Origin of the sequence: Zhihengliuella sp. ISTPL4, from assembly GCF_002848265.1 — a bacterium.
Taxonomy (GTDB): Bacteria; Actinomycetota; Actinomycetes; order Actinomycetales; family Microbacteriaceae; genus Microbacterium.
This window is the reverse complement of sequence record NZ_CP025422.1, coordinates 3,038,186-3,052,445: the sequence shown is the minus strand read 5'-3', so window position 1 is coordinate 3,052,445 and position 14,260 is coordinate 3,038,186. Positions and strand designations below refer to the sequence as shown.

General features: G+C 70.2%; 15 protein-coding genes. 5 read left to right on the top strand and 10 right to left on the bottom strand.

The window, feature by feature from the left end; genetic code table 11:
* Together CYL12_RS14525 and CYL12_RS14520 are read right to left on the bottom strand one after the other, a co-directional pair.
* Positions 1-972, bottom strand: coding sequence for an electron transfer flavoprotein subunit alpha/FixB family protein (locus CYL12_RS14525; protein ID WP_101848214.1), 972 nt, complete (start codon positions 970-972; stop codon positions 1-3).
* 1 nt (position 973) lies between these two features.
* Entirely contained in the window at positions 974-1,750 is a 777-nt protein-coding gene (locus CYL12_RS14520) for an electron transfer flavoprotein subunit beta/FixA family protein (protein WP_101848213.1), read from the bottom strand.
* A 175-nt stretch (positions 1,751-1,925) separates the two neighbouring features.
* On the opposite strand from CYL12_RS14520, the gene CYL12_RS14515 reads away from it, so the two are divergent.
* The 3 genes from CYL12_RS14515 to CYL12_RS14505 are packed head-to-tail and all read left to right on the top strand — an operon-like array spanning position 1,926 to position 3,216.
* Positions 1,926-2,462: a MarR family winged helix-turn-helix transcriptional regulator gene (locus CYL12_RS14515; RefSeq protein WP_101848212.1), complete on the top strand. Its 537-nt coding sequence runs from the start codon at positions 1,926-1,928 to the stop codon at positions 2,460-2,462.
* Positions 2,462-2,776 carry an SRPBCC family protein gene (locus tag CYL12_RS14510; RefSeq protein ID WP_101848211.1) on the top strand — a complete coding sequence of 105 codons (315 nt, stop codon included), beginning with the start codon at positions 2,462-2,464 and terminating at the stop codon, positions 2,774-2,776. The genes CYL12_RS14515 and CYL12_RS14510 overlap by 1 nt, the downstream gene beginning before the upstream one ends.
* Positions 2,773-3,216 (top strand): YdeI/OmpD-associated family protein, encoded by a 444-nt coding sequence (locus CYL12_RS14505; protein ID WP_101848210.1) that lies wholly within the window; start codon positions 2,773-2,775, stop codon positions 3,214-3,216. The genes CYL12_RS14510 and CYL12_RS14505 overlap by 4 nt, the downstream gene beginning before the upstream one ends.
* A gap of 93 nt (positions 3,217-3,309) precedes the next feature.
* Here the strand turns inward: CYL12_RS14505 and CYL12_RS14500 are convergent, their stop codons facing one another.
* From CYL12_RS14500 to CYL12_RS14485, 4 genes are all read right to left on the bottom strand, one after another.
* Positions 3,310-4,086, bottom strand: a complete 777-nt coding sequence (locus CYL12_RS14500; RefSeq protein WP_101848209.1) for an enoyl-CoA hydratase-related protein — start codon at positions 4,084-4,086, stop codon at positions 3,310-3,312.
* A 105-nt stretch (positions 4,087-4,191) separates the two neighbouring features.
* Positions 4,192-5,070, bottom strand: a complete 879-nt coding sequence (mmsB, locus tag CYL12_RS14495; RefSeq protein WP_101848208.1) for a 3-hydroxyisobutyrate dehydrogenase — start codon at positions 5,068-5,070, stop codon at positions 4,192-4,194.
* The gene (locus tag CYL12_RS14490) at positions 5,067-6,248 is read right to left on the bottom strand and encodes an acyl-CoA dehydrogenase family protein (RefSeq protein WP_101848207.1); all 1,182 of its coding nucleotides are present in this window, start codon (positions 6,246-6,248) and stop codon (positions 5,067-5,069) included. Before CYL12_RS14490 ends, mmsB begins: the two co-directional genes overlap by 4 nt.
* Before the next feature lie 9 nt (positions 6,249-6,257).
* Positions 6,258-7,757 carry a CoA-acylating methylmalonate-semialdehyde dehydrogenase gene (locus tag CYL12_RS14485; protein ID WP_101848206.1) on the bottom strand — a complete coding sequence of 500 codons (1,500 nt, stop codon included), beginning with the start codon at positions 7,755-7,757 and terminating at the stop codon, positions 6,258-6,260.
* A gap of 463 nt (positions 7,758-8,220) precedes the next feature.
* On the opposite strand from CYL12_RS14485, the gene CYL12_RS14480 reads away from it, so the two are divergent.
* Positions 8,221-8,823: an antibiotic biosynthesis monooxygenase gene (locus tag CYL12_RS14480; protein ID WP_101848205.1), complete on the top strand. Its 603-nt coding sequence runs from the start codon at positions 8,221-8,223 to the stop codon at positions 8,821-8,823.
* 25 nt (positions 8,824-8,848) lie between these two features.
* Here the strand turns inward: CYL12_RS14480 and CYL12_RS14475 are convergent, their stop codons facing one another.
* Entirely contained in the window at positions 8,849-9,745 is an 897-nt protein-coding gene (locus CYL12_RS14475; RefSeq protein ID WP_101848204.1) for a LysR family transcriptional regulator, read from the bottom strand.
* Between the two features lie 92 nt (positions 9,746-9,837).
* Here CYL12_RS14475 and CYL12_RS14470 point away from each other — a divergent pair, with 92 nt between their 5' ends.
* Complete coding sequence (locus CYL12_RS14470) at positions 9,838-10,503, top strand: type 1 glutamine amidotransferase domain-containing protein (protein ID WP_101848203.1); 666 nt, start codon at positions 9,838-9,840, stop codon at positions 10,501-10,503.
* Between the two features lie 48 nt (positions 10,504-10,551).
* Here the strand turns inward: CYL12_RS14470 and CYL12_RS14465 are convergent, their stop codons facing one another.
* From CYL12_RS14465 to prpB, 3 genes are all read right to left on the bottom strand, one after another.
* Positions 10,552-12,027 carry an MFS transporter gene (locus CYL12_RS14465; RefSeq protein WP_101848202.1) on the bottom strand — a complete coding sequence of 492 codons (1,476 nt, stop codon included), beginning with the start codon at positions 12,025-12,027 and terminating at the stop codon, positions 10,552-10,554.
* 169 nt (positions 12,028-12,196) lie between these two features.
* Positions 12,197-13,330 carry a bifunctional 2-methylcitrate synthase/citrate synthase gene (locus CYL12_RS14460; protein ID WP_101848201.1) on the bottom strand — a complete coding sequence of 378 codons (1,134 nt, stop codon included), beginning with the start codon at positions 13,328-13,330 and terminating at the stop codon, positions 12,197-12,199.
* 2 nt (positions 13,331-13,332) lie between these two features.
* Complete coding sequence (prpB, locus tag CYL12_RS14455) at positions 13,333-14,235, bottom strand: methylisocitrate lyase (RefSeq protein ID WP_101848200.1); 903 nt, start codon at positions 14,233-14,235, stop codon at positions 13,333-13,335.
* Between the last annotated feature and the right edge of the window lie 25 nt (positions 14,236-14,260).

Below are 14,260 nucleotides of genomic sequence, written 5' to 3'. Positions count from 1 at the left end.
CTACTTCTTCCGCGCCTCGAGCGCGGCGATCACCTGCGGGACGATCGTGAACACGTCGCCGACGATGCCGAAGTCGGCCACATCGAAGATCGGCGCCTCCGGGTCCTTGTTGATCGCCACGATGTTCTTCGAGGTCTGCATGCCGGCGCGGTGCTGGATCGCGCCGGAGATCCCCAGCGCGACATACAGCTGCGGCGAGACGGAGACGCCGGTCTGCCCGACCTGGTGGGACTGCGGGATGTACCCCGCGTCGACCGCCGCGCGCGAGGCGCCGACGGCCGCGCCGAGCGCGTCGGCCAGCTCCTCGACGAGGACGAACTTCTCCTTCGAGGCGAGACCGCGCCCGCCGGAGACGACGCGGGTCGCACCGCGCAGCTCGGGACGGGATGAGGTGGCCTCGACCGTCTCGACGGGCCCCGCCGTCGCGGCGGCCGCTCCGGACGGGGTGACCGCGAGCTGCTCGACCTGCGGGGAGGCGACCGCCTCGGCCCTCGCCTCCACCGCGCCCTGGCGCAGCGTGACCACGAGCGTGCCGTACGTCGCGGCGGCGTCGACGAGGTACGCCCCGCCGTAGACCGAGTGGTGGGCGATGATGCCCTCATCGTCGCGGGAGACCCCGACCGCATCCACGGCGAGCGCACTCTTCGTCCGCACCGCGAACCGGCCGGCGACATCGCGCCCGGAGATCGAGTTCGAGATGAGGACAGCCGCGGGCTGCACCTGCGCGGCGGCGGCCTGCAGCGCGTCGACGATCGGGACCGTGAGCACGGACGGGTCGCCCTCAGCCGTGAGCACGACGGCGGCTCCGGCCTCCGCGGCCCTGGCGACCGCGGCCTCAGCACCACCGACGATCAGCGCGACCGGGGTGCCGATGCCCGCCGCCGCGCCGAGGAGTCCGGCGGTGCTGCTGGCGAGGTCGCCGGACGGGTCGACGTCGAGGAGCACGAGGATCGGGTTCTCGGGGTACGCCATGTCACACCAGCCTGTTCTGCACGAGGAACTCGACGAGCTTCTCGGCGGCATCGCCCTCGTCGGTGATCTTGACGCCGCCCGCCCGCGGGGGCTTCTCGGAGACGGCGGTCATGATGGTGCGCGGAGCGAGCGCGGGGTCGGCCGAGACGTCGAGGTCGGCGAGGGACAGCACCTCCAGCGGCTTCTTCTTCGCCGCCATGATGCCCTTGAAGTTCGGGAACCGCGCGTCCGGGAGCGCTTCGGTGATGGAGATCACGGCGGGGAGCGGCGCGGTCACCTGCTGACTTCCCGCGTCGGCGGCGCGGGTGCCGGCGACGCCCTCGCCCGTGATCTCGACCGCGGTGAGGGCGGTGGCCTGCGCCCAGCCGAGGTGCTCGGCGAGCATCGCGGGAAGGACGCCGCCGGCGCCGTCGGTGGACAGGTTGCCGGTGATGACGAGGTCGGGGGCGCCTCGGCGGATCGCGGCGGCGAGCACCTCCGCGGTGAGGGTGAGGTCGGCGCCGACGAGCTCCTCGTCGACGATGTGGATCGCGGACGCGGCACCGATCGCGAGGGCGCGTCGCACGGAGGCCGTCGAGCTTTCCGGGCCCATCGTGAGGGCCACGACCTCGGTACCGTCGTTCTTGTCGGCGTAGGAGAGGGCCGCCTCGAGGGCGCGCTCCGTGATCTCGTCGAGGACCACATCCCCGGCGCCGCGATCGGCGAGGCCGGTCTCCAGATTCAACGTGCGATCGCCATAGGTGTCCGGCACCTCTTTGACCAGGACGAAGATCTTCATCGAATGCTCCTCACGACACGCTGAGTCTATCCGCACGCTCTTCTATGTAGCCAAAGACAGAGGGATCCGCAGGCTGCGCCCCAAGTTTCGGCGGCGAATGTATACATAGTCGACAGTTCGATCACTCGACTCGCCGCTGGCCGTCGAGGGCGGCCTCCCCCGGTACCGTAGAGACGTGGTCCGACCCCGCCCGCTTCCCGTCGACCCGCTCGCCGAGGCGAAGCGGCAGTGGATCGCGCACGGCTGGACCGAAGCCGCGGACGGCATGACGGTGGTCACCTCGGTGATGCGTGCTCAGCAGCTCCTCCTCGCTCGCGTCGACGCGGCCCTCAAGCCCTTCGCGCTGAGCTTCGCGCGGTACGAGGTGTTGAGGCTGCTCGCCTTCAGCCGCGCCGGACGACTTCCCCTGTCGAGCGTCGTCGCGCGCCTCCAGGTCCACGCCACCACCATCACCAGCACCGCCGAACGGCTCGTGCGCGACGGCCTCGTCGTCCGCGAACCGCACCCTCACGATGGGCGCGCCGCAATGCTCGCCCTGACCGAGGCCGGGCGTGACCTCGTCGAGCGCGCCACGACCGCCCTCAACGCCGACGTGTTCGCCGACCCCGGCATGAACGACGCCGACGCCGCGGAACTCGTCGCCATCGTGGCCCGCCTGCGCCGCGACGCGGGCGACTTCATCGATCCGCGCCCCCTCCCCGAACCGCTCTGATGCCCCGTTTCGTGCTCGAGACCGTGATCGCGGCGCCCCGCCCGCTCGTCTTCGCCGCCGCACTGGACCCGGAACTGCATCTGCAGTCCATGGCGCGTTACGACGAGGCGATGATCGAGGAGCCTGCGGGCGGCGCGTTCACCGAGGGGTCCACGGTCACCTGGCGCGCGCGGCACTTCGGCATCCCGTTCCGCCTGCGCTCCGTGGTGTTCGACATCGACGCGCCGCATCGGTTCACGGACCGGCAGATCGCCGAACGCAACACCGCCCTGGTCGCCGCGATCGAGGACGGCGGGCGTACTCTTCCTGCATGAGCGAACTGCGCGTGCACACCATCCTCACCGGTCGCGGTCCCGCTGCGGCGATCCTCCTCACCGACGAGCAAGTGGCCTCTTTCGGCGCGGGCAAGACGTTCCCGGTGGCGGTCACCATCGGCGGCCGCACCGCGCGCCTGCGCCTGGCCCGCATGGGCGGCGAGAACATGATCGGGCTCAGCAAGGCGACCCGCGCAGATCTCGGGGTGGAGATCGACCAGGAGGTCGACGCGGTGATCCGGCTCGACACTGCCGAGCGGACGGTCGAGGTGCCGGCCGCCCTGGCCGCCGCTCTCGACGCCGACCCCGCGGTGCGGGCGGCCTTCGACGCCCTCTCCCCCTCGGCCCGCAAGGAGCACGCCAGGGCAGTCGCCGACGCCAAGCAGGACGCGACGCGCGAGCGCCGGATCGCGAAGATCGTCGAGTCTCTGCGCAGCTGACCCGTTCACAACTCAGGAGAATTGCGGCCGACCGGGCCCCGACACCGCAGAACGCCGGCTCCGCGACTCGACCTCCTGAGTTGTGAACCGCGATCAGCGGTTCTGGAAGTCCGGCGTGCGCTTCTCGCGGAAGGCCGCCATCCCCTCCTTCTGGTCGTGCGTGTCGAACAGCGCCGCGAACGCCTGCTTCTCGTGATCGAGGCCGGCGGACAGCGTCGTCTCCATCGCCGCATCGAGCGCGGCCTTGGCGGCGTAGACCGACGGCAGCGACTTCGAAGCGATCGTCTCCGCCAGCGTCGTCGCCTCGGCCAGGAGGTCCGTCGCGGGGACGACGCGGGACACGAGTCCGGAACGCTCCGCTTCCTCGGCCCCCATGAAGCGGCCGGACAGCACGAGTTCCGCGGCCTTGTAGTATCCGACCGCGCGGATGAGCCGCTGCGTGCCGCCCATGCCGGGGATCACCCCGAGGTTGATCTCCGGCTGTCCGAACTTCGCAGTGTCCGCGGCGAGGATGATGTCGCACATCATCGCCAGCTCGCAGCCGCCGCCGAGCGCGAATCCGGAGACCGCCGCGATGACCGGGGTGCGCACGGCGGCGAAGTCGTGCCAGACGCCGAAGTGGTCGGTCTCGAGCATCTTCGCCGCGGACATCCCCTCCATCTCCTTGATGTCGGCACCCGCCGCGAAGGCCTTCTCGGAGCCGGTCAGGATGATCGCCCCGATCCCGTCATCCGCATCGAAGGCCTGCGCGGCCGCGGTGACCTCCTCGGCGAGCCGGCTGTTCAGCGCGTTGAGCGCCTCCGGACGGTGGAGGGTGATCCACCCCACGCGTCCGCGCTGCTCCACCTGGATCGTCTCGTACTCGGTCATCGCTGCCGCCTTCCTGTCGTTTGTCTTCCACCCTCCCCTTCGAATCGCCCGATGTGCTGCATTTCGGCCGGATTCGGCGCCAATCGCGCGACTCGAAAGCCGGGGTCAGCCGCGGATCTCGGTGATGATGCCGGAGAAGTCGCGCGTCGCGCCCTCGCCGGCGGCGTAGGCGGCGTAGAGCTCCTGCGCCAGCCGCCCCATCCGGGCGTCGGTCGAGGTCTGCTCGATGGCCTGCAGTGCGAGACCGAGGTCCTTCGCCATGAGGGCCCCCGCGAACCCCGGCTGGTAATCCCGGTTCGCGGGGCTCGTGGGCACGGGGCCGGGGACGGGGCAGTTCGTGGTGAGCGCCCAGCACTGCCCCGACGCCTGGGAGACCACATCGAACAGCGCCTGATGCTCGAGCCCGAGCCGCTCGCCCAGCACGAAGGCCTCGGCGACGGCGATCTGCGACACCGCGAGCACCATGTTGTTGCAGACCTTCGCCGCCTGTCCGAGTCCCGGTCCGCCGCAGTGCACGATGCGCTTCCCCATGATCTCCAGCAGCGGAAGCGCCGCCGCGAAGTCGTCGTCGGAACCCCCGACCATGAACGCCAGGGTCCCGGCCTCCGCCCCGACCACGCCGCCCGAGACCGGAGCATCGATGTGCCGGTGGCCCGCCGCGAGCGCGAGGGCATGGGCGGCCCGCGCCTCGTCCACGGCGATGGTGGACGACTCGATGAACAGGGTCCCGGGGCGCGCGGCCTCCAGCAGCTCGGTGCGATAGGCCTCGATGACGTGCTTCCCCGCCGGGAACATCGTCACCACGACCTCCGCGTCCGCCACCGCCTCCGCGCCGCTCGCCGCCACGGAGATCCCTGCCGCCCCCGCAGCCTCGATCGCCGCGGGCACGAGGTCGAAGCCGTGCACCTCGTGTCCGGCGGCGACGAGGTTCTTCGCCATCGGCAGGCCCATGTGCCCGAGCCCGAGGAACGCCACGTGGGTCATGACGCGCTCCGCATCGACGCCGACCCCGCGGGTCGCAGCATCTCCCGCCCCACGATGAGGCGCATGATCTCGTTCGTCCCCTCGAGGATCTGGTGCACGCGGAGGTCGCGGACGATCTTCTCGATGCCGTAGTCCTGCAGGTAGCCGTAGCCGCCGTGCAGCTGGAGCGCGCGGTTGGCCACGTCGAAGCCCGCGTCGGTCGCGAAGCGCTTGGCCATCGCGCAGCGCATCGTCGCATCCGGCGCCTTCTCGTCGACCGCCTGCGCCCCGTCACGCATCATCAGCCGCGCGGCCTGCAGGTCGGTGCGCATGTCGGCGATCGCGAAAAGGATCGACTGCTTCTCCGCCAGCGGCTCCCCGAACGCGACGCGCTCATGCACGTACTGCACCGCTTTGTCGAGCGCGGCCTGCGCACCGCCGATCGAGCACGCCGCGATGTTGAGGCGTCCGCCGTTGAGCGCCGACATCGCGATCGCGAAGCCGCGGCCCTCGTCGCCGAGCATCGCGGACGCCGGCACCCGCACGCCGTCCATGATCACGGGCCGGGTGGGCTGCGCGTGCCACCCCATCTTCTTCTCCGGAGCACCGAAGCTCAGGTTCTCCGCGTCGCCGGGGACGAGGAAGGCGCTGATGCCCCGGGCTCCCGGCTCGCCGGTCCGCGCCATGACGACGTACACCGCGGCCTCACCGGCTCCGGAGATGAACTGCTTCACCCCGGTCAGCACGTACTCGTCGCCCTCGCGGACGGCGCTGGTCGCGATGTTCGCCGCGTCGGATCCGGCTCCCGGCTCCGTGAGGCAGTAGCCACCGAACTCCTGCATGGCGGTCAGCGACGGCAGCCAGCGCGACCGCTGCTCGTCGTCGCCGTAGGTGTCGATCATCCACACCACCATGTTGTGGATGGAGATGTAGGCGGCAACGGCGGGGTCGGCCTTGGCGAGCTCCTCGAAGATGGCGACGGTGTCGACGCGGGTGAGCCCCGTACCGCCGAACTCCTCGCTCACGTAGATCCCGCCGAGGCCGAGCTCGCCGCCGCGCTGCAGCGACTCCCGCGGGAACAGGTGCTTCTCGTCGCGTTCGGCGGCGAACGGGGCGAGCTCCGCATCGGCGAACTCTCGCACGGCGTCGAGGATCGCCTCGCGCTCCTCATCGGTGGTGGTGACGGTGGTCATGGTCATCGCGTGTCCTTAGTGCATGGTGGGGATGACGAAGCTCGCGCCCTCGCGGATCCCCGACGGCCAGCGGCTCGTCACGGTCTTGGTCTTCGTGTAGAAGCGGAAGGCATCGGCGCCGTGCTGGTTGAGGTCGCCGAAGCCGCTGCGCTTCCAGCCGCCGAACGTGTAGTAGGCGATCGGCACCGGGATGGGCACGTTCACGCCCACCATCCCGACCTCGACGCGAGCGGCGAAGTCGCGGGCGGCGTCGCCGTCGCGCGTGAAGATCGCGACGCCGTTGCCGTACTCGTGCTCGGAGGCCATCCGCAGCGCCTCCTCGTAGTCGGCGGCGCGGGCGATCACGAGCACGGGGCCGAAGATCTCCTCGCGGTAGATCGCCATGTCGGTCGTCACGTGATCGAACAGGGTCGGTCCGAGGTAGAAACCCTCCTCGTGCCCGTCGACCGTGAAGCCGCGGCCGTCGGCGAGCAGCGTCGCGCCCTCGTCGATCCCCTGCTGGATGTAGCCCTCGACCCGCTCGACCGCCGCGCGGGTGACCAGGGGTCCGTAGTCGACGTCCGCCGCGAGGGAAGGCCCGACGCGCAGCTGAGCGACGCGTTCGGTGAGCTTGGCGGCAAGCGCGTCCGCGGTCTCCTCGCCGACCGGCACGGCGACGGAGATGGCCATGCACCGCTCGCCGGCGGAGCCGTAGCCGGCGCCGATGAGGGCGTCGACGGCCTGGTCGAGGTCGGCGTCCGGCATCACGATCATGTGGTTCTTCGCGCCGCCGAAGCACTGGGCCCGCTTGCCGTGGGCAGCCGCGGTGGCATAGATGTACTCGGCGATGGGTGTGGAGCCCACGAAGCCGACGGCACGGATCCGGTCGTCGGTGAGCAGCGTGTCGACCGCCTCCTTGTCGCCGTGCACTACGTTGAGGACGCCGGCGGGCAGCCCCGCCTCGAGGAACAGCTCGGCGAGGCGCACGGGGACGGAGGGGTCGCGCTCGCTGGGCTTGAGGACCACGGCGTTGCCGGCGGCGAGCGCGGGACCGGCCTTCCACAACGGGATCATGGCGGGGAAGTTGAACGGCGTGATGGCCGCGACGACGCCGAGCGGCTGCCGCATCGAGTACACGTCGATGCCCGCTCCGACCCCGGTCGAATACTCGCCCTTGAGCAGGTGCGGGGCTCCGGCGGAGAACTCGATGACCTCAAGACCACGCTGGATGTCGCCCTTCGCATCGTCGACGGTCTTGCCGTGCTCCCTGGCGAGGAGCTCGGCGAGCGAGGTCATCTCCTGCTGCACGAGGTCGAGGAACCGCAGGAGGACGCGGGCGCGCTTCTGCGGGTTGGTCGCGGCCCACTCGGTCTGGGCCTCCTCGGCGTTCCCGATGACGCGGCGCACCTCTTCCGCGGACGCGAGCGGCACCCGGGCCTGCACAGCGCCGGTGCTCGGGTCGAAGACGTCGGCGAAACGGCCGTCTTCGGGGGTGACATGCGATCCGCCCACGAAGTGCGGGATAGTACGGGTCATTGTGCGACATCCCTCCGTGCCCTCTTTGGCACATCGGCGAGTTTACTCCGATGGCCGTGAAAATACGAGGACGTCCTTGTATCTGGCTTCGCCGGGTGGTCGGGCGGCCGCTCGGTGCCGTTCGCCCGCCGTTCACCGCCCGGCCACCTGAGCCGATTACAACTGCAGATGCACGGCACAGACTCAGACCGGATCGGGTAGTCGCGTCTCCCGTGCGCACGGTGAGCACTCTGGCTCCCGAGACCCCCGCCGAATCGGGTCGGCGGGGGTCTTCTCTTCCTTCAAACCGCTTGCCTTGCTCCCTCTCGGCCGGGGATGGAGCACAGTGCGCGAATGGCGGCATACGGCCCGGATCTGCAGCCGATCGCGCGACTCGAACGAGAACTAGAATCGACCAGGCGCCGCGACCCTGGCGCCGCCACCCCGCGTCCGCACCCCGACGCCCCACCCCGAGGACCGCACCATGTCCGCATCCGCGCCCGTCTCCGAACCCGTCACCGTCTCGATCCGCCGGGAGGTCGACCCGGAGCGCATCGCCGAGGCGACCGCGTGGGTGCAGACCGGCGTGAACCTCGCGACGAAGTACCCGGGATTCCTCGGCTCGGGCTGGGTGCGTGCGGGCGAGGACTCCCAGGTGTGGCACATGCTCTACCGCTTCGCGAGCGAGGAGTCCCTCACCGCCTGGGAGCAGTCGGCCGAACGCGCCTGGTGGCTGTCGATGGGCCAGGGCTTCGTCCGCAGCGAGCGCTCCAAGCGCCGCTCGGGCATCGAGGGCTGGTTCGACGAACCGTCGACGGGCTCGATCCCCGTCGTCGCGGCGGACGGCTCCACCAGCACGGTGACCGTCGCCCCTGCTCCGCCGCGGTGGAAGCAGGCCGTCTCCATCTGGCTCGGCTTCTTCCCCGTGAACCTCGCGTTCACCTACGCCATGAGCCCGGTGCCAGGATGGGACGCCGTGCCGCTGTGGCTCCGGGTGCTCATCACCACCCTCGTGCTCACGCCGATCATGACGTACTGGGTGCTGCCGTTCGTCACGCGCTCCCTGCGGAACTGGCTGGCCCGTTAGGCCGCCCGTCGGACCCGCGTCCGGCTCAGAGCGAGGACGCGGCGACCCGGAGCGCGCGCTCGACGGCTCCGACCGACGGCGTCAGTGGACCCGGCCGACGCACCGCGAAGAGCGTGTTGATCGGCGGGTCGTCCGTCTCTTTCAGCGCGACGAGTCGGCCGTCTGCCAGCTCCTCGGCGATCAGGTAGCGCGGCAGCACCGTCACACCGGCGCCGGCCACCGTCGCCCGGGCCACACCGCGCAGATCCGGCATCACCAGCGCCGGTTCGCGCTCGAGCCGCGTCCCGAAGACATGCCGCCAATACCGACGGAGGATCGGGACGTCGGCGGCGTAGGCCAGCAACGGAGAACGAGCGAGCGCGTCGGGACGGAGGTCTCGCCCGGGAACGACGAGATCGGGGGCGGCGACGAGGATGAACTCCTCGTCGCACAGCGGAGCGGCGAGCAGAGCGCGGCCGCGCGGCCGCACGGCGGAGACCACGAGATCGAGGCTGCCCGCGCGGAGGGCTGCGAGCAGGTCCTCCGCGAGCCCCGGCGTCACGGTGACGCGCATCCCGGCTGCGATCAGCGGAGCGAGCGCCGGCATGGCGACGCGTTCCAGGAACTCGGCCGCCCCTCCGAGTCTCACCGCGGGTGCGGCCGCGTCCGGAGAGCGCCCGACCGCGGCGGCGAGCGCATCCAGCGGTGCGGCCACGCGCGCGGCGAACTCGTCCGCACGAGCGGTCGGACGGATGCCGCGGGCATGGCGCTCGAAGAGCTGTTCGCCGACCGTGCGTTCCAACGCCTGAAGCTGTGCGGTGACGCTCGACTGCGCGAGTCCGAGCATGCGCGCGGCCGCCGACACCGACCCCGAGCGGTGCGCGGCGAGAAAGGTCCGCCAGAGGTACACATCCCGCAACCCATCGATATTCCGATCGCTCATATCGCGAACATATCGGAAGCACGGGACGATGGTCGACGTTCTCCCCCATGATCGCTTCCGCGACCGCGTCTCACCCCACCAGAGGAGTCTCCATGTCCACCATCCTGTTCGTCGTCTCCGCGGCCCGCTCCTGGACGCTCGCCGACGGCACCACCCATCCCACCGGCTTCTGGGCGGAAGAGCTGCTGACGCCCTACCGCCTGCTGACCGCGGCGGGGCATCGCATCGACATCGCGACCCCCGGCGGCCGCCTCCCGGTCGCTGACCCCGCGAGTCTGCGCGATGGAGACGCAGAAGCCCTCGCGGCCATCCCGGGGCTCGACTCCCCGCTCGTGCTCTCCGCCGTGGATGTGGCCGCGTACGACGCCGTGTTCTATCCCGGTGGCCACGGACCGATGGAGGACCTCGCCGTCGACGCGGACTCGGCCGCCCTCGTCTCGGCGACCCTCACCGCGGAGCGTCCTCTGGCCCTCGTGTGCCACGGACTCGCCGCCCTCCTTCCGGCCCGCACCGCGTCCGGAGAGCCGGTGGTCGCGGGCCGTCGCCTCACCGCGTTCTCCGACGAGGAGGAACGACAGGGCGGTCTCGCCGACCGGGCTCCGTTCCTCCTGGAGAGCGCGTTGCGGGCGCAGGGCGCGGCCGTCGTCGTGACCGAGCCGTGGGGCGATCACGTGCTCGTCGACGGGGCGCTCATCACCGGTCAGAACCCGCAGTCCTCCGGCGCCACCGCGAACGCACTGCTCGAGGCCCTCGCCTGAGCGCACCTCGCCCACCCACCGACTCCTGAGCGCATCCGCGACCTGCGCTCAGGAGCCGGGAGTGACGCCCTTGTTCGCGGGTTCCACGAGGGAGAGCGGATCGGCGATGTCCTCCAGCGACTTGCCGGCGGCGCTCACCCCGAAGATGCCGCACACGACCCCGCCGAACATCATGATCGCCGCGCCGAGCACGTACCCCCAGAACAGCGGACCGCGGTCACCGGACTCGGCGCTCGCGCCGATCAGCGCACCGTAGAGCACCGGAGCGACGGCGCCGACGAGCTGCCCGATCGAGAACACGTACGAGATCACCTGGCTGCGCAGTTCGAGCGGGAAGATCTCGCTCACCGTCAGGTACGCCGCGGATGCCCCGGCCGAGGCGAAGAAGAACGACGCGCACCAGAACGCCGTATGCGTGCCGGCGTTCAGCACGCCCGCGTTGAAGAGGAACGCGCTGACGAGGAGGATGAGCCCGGCGAGCACGTACGTGCCGAAGAGCATCCGCCGGCGACCCCACGTGTCGAAGAAGTGGCCGAGGATCAGGGCGCCGGCGAGGTTGCCGACCGCGAAGACGATGAAGTACTGCGACGCGGACGCCGGCGGGGTGTCGTAGAAGTTCTCCAGCACGAGCGCGTAGGTGAAGAAGATCGCGTTGTAGAGGAAGGACTGCGTCACCATCATCGTGATGCCGACCAGCGTGCGGCGCGGGTACTTCTTGAACAGCACCTTCGCGATCACGAGGAACGGGACGCTGCCGTACTCCTTGACCGTGATGGCCTTGCTCTCGTCGACGGGCTCGATCGTCTTGCCCTCCTTGCGGATGCGCTCCTCGATCCCGTCGACGTTGCGCTCCGCCTCCTCCTCACGCCCGTGCGTCATCTGCCAGCGGGGGCTCTCCGGGATGTGCCGCCGCAGCCAGATGATGAGGATGCCGAGGATCGGGCCGACGAAGAAGCTCAGCCGCCAGCCGATGTCGGCGGGGAGGATGTCGGTGTTGAGGAAGAACATGTTGGCCACGGCACCGAGCGCCGCACCGCCCCAGTAGGTGCCGTTGATGGCGATGTCGACCCGACCGCGGTATTTCGCGGGGATGATCTCGTCGATGGCCGAGTTGATGGCCGCGTACTCCCCGCCGATGCCCGCGCCGGCGACGAAGCGCCAGATGTAGAAGAACCAGGGGGCGAACGCGAGCCCGGCGACGGCGGACCCCACGAGGTACACCGCAAGCGAGAGCAGGAAGAGGTTCTTGCGGCCGAGGCGGTCGGCGAGGCGACCGAACACGAGGGCGCCGAAGACCTGGCCCAGCAGGTAGCAGGTGCCGGCGAGACCGACCTCGGCCGGGCCCATCCCCAGTGTCTGCGCGTAGCCGTTGGCCGCCACGATCTGCACCTCGAGGCCGTCCAGGATCCAGGAGAATCCGAGCCCGACGACGATCATCCAGTGGAAGCGCGACCAGGGGAGCCGGTCCATGCGCGCGGGGACGAGCGACCGGACCTCCTTGACGGTGACGTCGGACGCGGACATGGGGCCTCCTTCTCGCGGGACATGCTGTCGTCCCGGATCCGGTTTACTCCTCCCGGGAATCCGCCGCATCCGCTTGACCCGGGGGCCGTCGGCACGCTACTGCTCCGAATCGCGCGAATGGCTCCATCCCTCGGTGAGATGGAGCCATTCAGGCGATTCGAACGGAGGGTCAGCCCGCCACGTGCCGCTCGTCGGGGCCGTCGTAGTGCGACAGCGGACGGATCAGGGCGTTCGCGCCGGCCTGCTCGATGACATGGGCCGTCCACCCCGTCACCCTCGCCGCGACGAACAGCGGCGTGAAGGTGAGCGTGTCGAAGCCGATGAGGCTGTACGCGGGACCGGAGGGGTAGTCGAGGTTCGGGTGGATGCCCTTGCGCTCGACGAACTGCGACTCCAGCGCGTCGTACAGCGCGGCGACGTCCTCGCGGCCGTAGTGCGCGACGAGCGTGTCCAGCGCCGCCTTCATCGTCGGCACGCGGGAGTCGCCGTTCTTGTAGACGCGGTGCCCGAAGCCCATGATCTTGCGTTTCTCGGCGAGGGCCTTGTCGAGCCAGGCCTCGACGGCGTCCGCCGATCCGATCTCGGTGAAGATGTGCAGCACAGCTTCGTTCGCTCCGCCGTGCAGAGGGCCCTTGAGCGCGCCGATGGCGCCGACCACGGCCGAATAGATGTCGCTGAGCGTCGAGGTGATGACCCGCGCGGTGAACGTCGAGGCGTTGAAGGAGTGCTCGGCGTAGAGGATCATCGACCGGTTGAAGGCGTCGACCACGACCGGGTCGGCGTCCTCCCCGAAGGTCATCCAGAGGAAGTTCGCCGAGTAGTCGAGGTCGTCGCGCGGAGCGATGAGCTCCTGGCCGCGACGGCGACGCTGGCCGTAGGCGACGATCGCCGGCAGCGCGGCGAACAGGCGGATGCTGCGTGCCAGGTTCTGCTCGGGGCTGCCCCCGGCGTCGAGCACCGAGCCGCCGGCCTCGGGGTCGGAGGCGCCGATGAGACTCACGGCCGTGCGCACCTCGTCCATCGGATGCGCCTCGAGGGGCACGAGGTCGATCGCAGCCTTGACGTTGTCGGCCAGGGCCCGGTGCTTCCGCTCCTCCAGCCGGAACGCGGCGAGCTCGTCGCCCGTCGGCAGCTCGCCGTGCCACAGCAGATACGCCACCGCCTCGAAGGACTGTGTGTCGGCGAGTTCCTGCACGGGGTAGCCGCGGTAGAGCAGGCTGTTCGTCTCGGGGTTGACCTTCGAGATCGCGGTCGTGTCGACGACGACCCCCGCGAGGCCCTTCTTGATGTCCGGCTCGGTCATGGTCACTCCTTCGTAACGGTGAAGTTGAAGACGCCGGAGTCGAAACGGTTGTACGACTCGTAGTCGATCAGCTCGTAGAGGTCGGCGCGGTGCTGCATCTCGCCGAGCTTCGAGGTCAGGTGCCCCTCGTCGTTCAGCGTATCGAGCGCACGGCCCGCCGCCCCCATCGCCATCCGCAACAGCGACACCGGCCAGATGACCATGCGCACCCCGGCGTCGCGGAGAGCGTCGACGGAGAACAGCTCGCTCTTGCCGAACTCGGTCATGTTCGCCAGGATCGGCACGTCCAGCGCCTCGGCCATGGCCTCGAACTCGCCGATCGTGCGCATCGCCTCGGGGAAGATCGCGTCGGCCCCGGCATCGACGAGCGCCTTGGCCCGATCGATCGCGGCGTCCAGCCCCTCGATCGCGCGGATGTCGGTGCGCGCCATGATCAGGAAGTTCTCGTCGCGGCGGGCGTCGGCGGCGGCCCGGATGCGCTTGATCGCCGTGTCCTCGTCCACCACGGCCTTGCCGTCGAGATGGCCGCAGCGCTTCGGGTTGATCTGGTCCTCGATGTGGGTGCCGGCGAGACCGGCGTCCTCGAGCTCCTGGATCGTCCGGGCGACGTTCATCGGCTCGCCGAAGCCGGTGTCGGCGTCGACGATCGCGGGCAGCTCGGTCATGCGGGCGATCTGCTTCGCGCGCCCGGCGACCTCGGTCAGCGTGGTGAGGCCGATGTCCGGCAGCCCGAGGTCCGCGGAGAGCACGGCGCCCGAGATGTAGACGCCCTCGAACCCCTTCTCCTCGATGAGCCGGGCGCTCAGCGGGTTGAACGCGCCGGGGAACCGGAGCAGCTCCCCGGAGGCGAGCCGCTCCCGGAACAGGCGCCGCTTCTCGGCGGGCGTCGTGGTGGAGTACAGCATCAGTTGCTCCTTCGTGATCGTGCTT

Bases quoted from the DNA above. Each gene is read 5' to 3' on its own strand.
- CYL12_RS14525 (WP_101848214.1), bottom strand. From the start codon at position 972: ATGGCGTACCCCGAGAACCCGATCCTCGTGCTCCTCGACGTCGACCCG.
- CYL12_RS14520 (WP_101848213.1), bottom strand. From the start codon at position 1,750: ATGAAGATCTTCGTCCTGGTCAAAGAGGTGCCGGACACCTATGGCGAT.
- CYL12_RS14510 (WP_101848211.1), top strand. From the start codon at position 2,462: ATGCCCCGTTTCGTGCTCGAGACCGTGATCGCGGCGCCCCGCCCGCTC.
- CYL12_RS14505 (WP_101848210.1), top strand. From the start codon at position 2,773: ATGAGCGAACTGCGCGTGCACACCATCCTCACCGGTCGCGGTCCCGCT.
- CYL12_RS14500 (WP_101848209.1), bottom strand. From the start codon at position 4,086: ATGACCGAGTACGAGACGATCCAGGTGGAGCAGCGCGGACGCGTGGGG.
- mmsB (WP_101848208.1), bottom strand. From the start codon at position 5,070: ATGACCCACGTGGCGTTCCTCGGGCTCGGGCACATGGGCCTGCCGATG.
- CYL12_RS14490 (WP_101848207.1), bottom strand. From the start codon at position 6,248: ATGACCATGACCACCGTCACCACCACCGATGAGGAGCGCGAGGCGATC.
- CYL12_RS14485 (WP_101848206.1), bottom strand. From the start codon at position 7,757: ATGACCCGTACTATCCCGCACTTCGTGGGCGGATCGCATGTCACCCCC.
- CYL12_RS14480 (WP_101848205.1), top strand. From the start codon at position 8,221: ATGTCCGCATCCGCGCCCGTCTCCGAACCCGTCACCGTCTCGATCCGC.
- CYL12_RS14475 (WP_101848204.1), bottom strand. From the start codon at position 9,745: ATGAGCGATCGGAATATCGATGGGTTGCGGGATGTGTACCTCTGGCGG.
- CYL12_RS14470 (WP_101848203.1), top strand. From the start codon at position 9,838: ATGTCCACCATCCTGTTCGTCGTCTCCGCGGCCCGCTCCTGGACGCTC.
- CYL12_RS14465 (WP_101848202.1), bottom strand. From the start codon at position 12,027: ATGTCCGCGTCCGACGTCACCGTCAAGGAGGTCCGGTCGCTCGTCCCC.
- CYL12_RS14460 (WP_101848201.1), bottom strand. From the start codon at position 13,330: ATGACCGAGCCGGACATCAAGAAGGGCCTCGCGGGGGTCGTCGTCGAC.
- prpB (WP_101848200.1), bottom strand. From the start codon at position 14,235: ATGCTGTACTCCACCACGACGCCCGCCGAGAAGCGGCGCCTGTTCCGG.